The sequence below is a fragment of the Leptolyngbya sp. FACHB-671 genome, from assembly GCF_014695745.1.
Classification (GTDB): Bacteria; Cyanobacteriota; Cyanobacteriia; order Elainellales; family Elainellaceae; genus JAAUTN01.
Genome location: NZ_JACJOV010000054.1, coordinates 1 through 5,381, shown reverse-complemented (window position 1 = coordinate 5,381; position 5,381 = coordinate 1). Strand labels below are relative to the sequence as shown.

At 46.3% G+C, this 5,381-nt stretch carries 4 protein-coding genes; all 4 read left to right on the top strand.

Features of this window, described 5'->3' with window-relative positions; translation table 11 throughout:
- The first annotated feature begins 14 nt into the window (after nt 1-14).
- Nucleotides 15-4,661 (top strand): AAA family ATPase, encoded by a 4,647-nt coding sequence (locus tag H6F93_RS05280; protein ID WP_206755705.1) that lies wholly within the window; start codon nt 15-17, stop codon nt 4,659-4,661.
- A gap of 47 nt (nt 4,662-4,708) precedes the next feature.
- Entirely contained in the window at nt 4,709-5,041 is a 333-nt protein-coding gene (locus H6F93_RS35665) for a response regulator (RefSeq protein ID WP_524537899.1), read from the top strand.
- 47 nt (nt 5,042-5,088) lie between these two features.
- On the top strand, nt 5,089-5,289 hold the full coding sequence (locus tag H6F93_RS35660) for a helix-turn-helix domain-containing protein (RefSeq protein ID WP_524537898.1): 201 nt from the start codon (nt 5,089-5,091) through the stop codon (nt 5,287-5,289).
- Nucleotides 5,290-5,296: 7 nt separating this feature from the next.
- Nucleotides 5,297-5,381 (top strand): transposase-like zinc-binding domain-containing protein (locus H6F93_RS35655; protein ID WP_524537882.1); only part of this gene is annotated, 85 nt, incomplete at its 3' end.

The window sequence follows — 5,381 nt, the reverse complement described above, 5'->3', positions numbered from 1 at the left end:
TTAACGCGATATCGTTGGGACTGCAAGATGTTTCCGAGCAGTTCCGTATTCCTCAAAAACTGTATGGGCGAGAAGCGGAGATCGAAGCATTATGGGTAGCGTTTGACAGAGTGACGGGGAATCGGGAATCGGGAGCCGGAAATCGGGAAAAACACCCTACACCCTCATGCAGTGAAATGATGCTGGTCTCTGGTTATTCTGGCATTGGCAAAACGGCATTGGTGCAGGAACTCCATAAACCGATCACCGCAAAGCACGGCTATTTTATCTCTGGCAAATTTGACCAATTTGGGCGCAATATTCCCTACAGCGCGATCGCAGATGCCTTGCAAAAATTGGTGCAACAATTGCTGAGTGAACCTGATGAGCAGTTGCAACAGTGGCAATTGCATCTTTTAGAAGCGTTAGGAAGTAATGGGCAACTCATCATTGATGTCATCCCCGAAGTTGAGTTGATCATTGGGAAGCAGCCGCCTGTGCCCGAAGTTGGAGCAACAGAAGCACAGAATCGCTTCAATCTCACCTTTCAAAGGTTTGTGCGGGCGTTTTGTGCAAAAGAGCATCCCTTGGTCATTTTCTTAGACGATCTACAGTGGATCGATTCTGCGACTTTGAAGCTAATCAAACTCATCTTACTTGATGAGCAAATCCAGTATCTGTTTTTGATCGGAGCCTACCGAGATAACGAACTGACTCCAACGCATCCGTTGGTCTTAACGTTAGAGAACCTGCGAAACCAGGGAGCAGTATTTCAGGAAATCATCCTGACCCCCTTAACACTGGAACCGTTGAGTCAACTGATAGCTGAGACATTACATCACAATCCTGATACCGTTCGTTCTTTAGCCCAAGTCGTGTTGCGTAAAACCGAGGGCAACCCTTTCTTTGTGGGTGAATTTTTGAAGCTGCTGCATAGCGAAAGCCTGTTGACCTTTGATGCCCAACAGTTGATTTGGCAGTGGAACCTAGCTGAGATTGAAGCTCAAGCTATCACCGATAATGTGGTGGAGTTGCTGCTGCGTCAGTTGCAAAAACTACCGGAGGCAACACAGCAAGTTCTCTGCATCGCGGCTTGTGTCGGGGCTGAATTTGATTTAGAGACGTTAGCCATCATTTGTGAAAAATTATCGAAAGCAATTTTCCAGGATCTACTTGTAGCAATACAAGCGGGATTAATTCAACCTCTGTCTGAATTGGACGAAGATTTGTTAGTTCAAGAGTATAAGTTTCTGCACGATCGCGTTCAGCAAGCGGCTTATGCTTTGATTGATGAATCGCAGAAACAAGTGGTTCATCTTCAAATCAGTCGCAATTTGCTCGAAAAAACTTCATCAGAGCAACGATCCGAGCGATTGTTTGAAATCATCGATCATCTCAATCAAGGAACGGAGCTTGTCACTGCTCGATCAGAACGAACTGAAATTGCCAGATTGAATTTAATGGCAGGTCAGAAAGCAAAGGCAGCAACGGCTCATGAAGCAGCTTTTAAGTATTTCACGACAGGGCTTAAACTCCTCACTTCAGAGAGTTGGCAGAGTGAGTATGATCTCACCTTAGCGCTGTACTCAGAAGCAGCAGAAGCGGCGTATCTTCAGGGTCGCTTTGATGAGATGGAACAGTTGGTAGAAGTGGTACTTGATCGTGCCAAAACAGTGGTTGACAAAGTGCAGGTTTACCATAGCAGAATTCAAGGATATTTGTCGCAGGGTAACCTGAAAGAAACACTCAAAACTGGATTGGAAGCGTTAAAGCTCTTGGGAATAGATTTAATAGAAAATCCAAGTCAGTTAGATGTTCAAAGGGAATTGGAGTCAACGGCTGCACTACTCGCTGAACGAGAAATCGAAGACTTGACTAATTTACCAAAGATTGCTGCACCAGAACCACTGGCAGCTATAACAATCCTAGCGAATATAGGGTCTGCTGCATTTATAACGTTACCAGCACTGTGGATACTGATTATATGCAAAACGGTCAATTTATCAATCAACTACGGTAATACTATCTGGTCACCGATGTATTATGCTGCCTACGGATTTGTTCTATGTGGAGTTGTTCAAGACATTGAACTCGGCTATAAATTTGGTCAATTGGCTCTTACCTCGGCAGAACGATTGAATAACAAAAGAGGCAAGGCTAGAACCCTAAGGTTTTCGGCTACCCATATCATGCAATGGAAGGTGCATCTTAGGAACATAATACCCATGCTGGCTGATGCCTATCAAAGTGGAGTGGAAACTGGAGACTTTGAATGTGCTGGTTATGCTGCCTATAACGTATGCTATAACTCGTTTTCTGCTGGAGAGGAACTCACCCAACTGGAACAAAAAACAGCAACCTATAGCAAAGCGATCAATCAAATCAGACGGGCAAGGCCCTCGAATTGGATTGCAATAGTGTGGCAGACCATTCTTAATTTGTTAGATAGGTCTGAGAATCCCAGTCGCTTAGTTGGTCGGGTGTGTAATGAAGAGGAGGCGTTATCACACGCTATTGTAGTTAAAGATGGAACTGTAATCCAAATACTCTATTCACACAAAGTCATGCTGTTTTATCTATTTGGAGAACACCATCAAGCTGTACAAACCGCCGTTGTGGCAAGGCAACATTTTGAAGAGGTGTCAGCAATAATAAGTCTACCTATATTCTGTTTCTATCATTCTCTAGCGCTTTTGAGCCTATCACCTGATGCTTCAAACTCTGAAAAAGTAGCTTGGCTAAACTGTGTTAATACCAACCAAGAAAAAATGCAGAAATGGGCAGAACACGCCCCAATGAATTATCTCCATAAATTTTATCTAGTCGAGGCAGAGAAAGCGCGAGTTTTAGGGCAGTTTGTTGAGGCTGAAGAGTTTTATGAACGGGCGATTCAAGGAGCCAGAGAAAATGAGTATATTCAGGAAGAAGCATTAGCTTATGAATTAGCGGCAAAACATTATCTAGCGCGAGGTCGGGAAAAGATTGCCCAGCTCTACATGAAAGAAGCACACTACTGCTATGAAAGATGGGGAGCGATGGCAAAAGTCAAAGATTTAGAAACTCGCTACCCGCAGTTCTTTTCTCAATCACCGGTTGTGACCTACACGCCAATCCATACAACTTCTGGAACTACTTCTGCTCGCTTAGACAGCGCGATCGATTTGGCTGCGGTAATGAAAGCAGCTCAAGCTCTTTCAGAAATCATCCATCTCGATCAATTGATCGCCACGTTAATGCAGGTGGTGATAGAAAATGCCGGAGCCGAAACAGGCGCTCTAGTGCTCCTAGAAGACGATCAACTCACTGTGGTGGCTCGGTGCAGTGGGAGTAGACAGTGCAACCTGGAAAAGATCGCTGTTACTGACTGTGCAACGATTCCTGTCCCCGTCATTTACTCAGTAGAACGTACTCAAGAAACTCTGGTGTTTGATGATGCAGTCAGCGAACCATCTTTTTTGACTGATCCTCATATTCAACACCAACAGACGCGATCGCTCCTTTGTATGCCAATTCTCAAGCAAAGTCAACTGATTGGCATCCTTTATTTGGAGAACAATCTTAGTACCGAAGTGTTTACCCGCGATCGCTTACAAGTCCTCAAACTTTTGATGGCTCAGGCAGCAATTTCACTAGAGAATGCTCGGTTATATGAACAGTTAGCAAACTATACCGAAACATTGGAAAGGAAGGTAGAAGAGCGAACTCAATCCCTACAAGCCTCTGAAGCAGAACTGCGGGCACTCGTTTCAGCCATTCCCGATCCGCTGTTTGTCCTTACTGCTGAAGGGCGACTGGTCGAAGCAGTCGAAGTGAAACCGAATCGGTTGTATCGACCTATTGAGGAGCAGATTGGTCAAACACTGCACCAGATTTTTGAAAAAGAACAATCCGATGAATTCCTGAGTTACATTCGGCAAGTACTGAGAACCCAACAAATGCTCACAGTTGAGTACAGCTTGCAGATAGCTGAACAAAAAGCCTGGTTTTCGGCTCGCATTGCTCCAATCGACTACGACCAGGTGATTTGGCTGGCACGAGATATTACGGCGCTGAAGCAAGCAGAAGAAGCCTCAATTTTAGAGGAGCGCAACCGCATGGCACGTGAGATACACGACACACTCGCTCAGTCCTTTACAGGCATTCTGGCTCAGGTGGGAGCGGCAAAACAGGTGCTCACGGATGATGTAGAAGCAACTGGGGCACATCTAGACCTGATCAAAGAATTGGCGCGAACTGGACTGGTTGAAGCACGGCGATCGGTCGTCGCGCTCCGTCCTCAGCTTTTGGAGGAAGGCAATTTACAGAGCGCTCTCCATCGTCTCGTCGCTCAAATCAGAGCAGCTGCAAACGATACTACTTTGTATTATGAGGTCAAGGGGACAGCGTATGCTCTCCCCACTGAAGTCGAGAATAACCTACTGCGGATGGGGCAGGAAGCATTAACCAATGCGATCAAATACGCCAATGCTGACGAAATTCGAGTGGAGCTAGCCTACGATCGCGACCAGGTTTGCTTGCGCGTGAGAGACAATGGGCAGGGCTTTGGGGTTGGAAGCATCCCGTCCTCTAAGGGTTTTGGCTTACTCGGCATGAGCGAACGGGCAGAGCGCATCGGCGCACAACTGACGATTCGGAGTCAACCTGGGCAGGGAACAGAGATTATCGTAGTCGTTGGGGTGTAGGATGAAATGACTAATCCACATCTCACACCCCACACCCCACACCCCCAATTCGAGTTCTGATTGCGGACGATCATGCTATTTTTCGACAAGGATTAGCCACGATTATTAACCGTGACCCAGAGATGCAAGTGATTGCCCAAGCCGAGAATGGGGAACAAGCGATCGCGTTATTTGAGGAACACCAACCGGGTATCACACTGATGGATCTGCGAATGCCGGAAGTGGAAGGAGTTGCCGCTATCGGTGCAATTTGTGCGACGGCTAAATCGGCTCGGATTATTGCACTGGCTACGTATGATAGCGACGAAGATATCTATCGGGGATTGCAGGCAGGCGCAAAAGGATATCTATTGAAAGAAACGAACCTGACGAGCTTCTAAATGCCATTCGTACCGTTCATCGGGGGCAGAAGTACATTCCGCCTGATGTGGGAGCAAAGTTAGTACAGCGGCTCAGCAATCCAGAACTGAGTGAACGAGAACTGGCAGTCCTCCGTTCACTGGCTCAGGGGATGAGTAATGCCGATATTGCGACTGCTTTGAGCATCGGTGAAGGCACTGTTAAATCTCATGTCAACCGGATTTTGAAAAGTGGCGTTGCTGCAAGGGTAATGCTTGGTTTGGCATGATAGAAGAATGAAATGTCCTCAATGTAATTCAACTCAAGTCGCTAAGAACGGGCATCGTCGAGGGAGACAATGCTACAAGTGTAAGCAGTGCA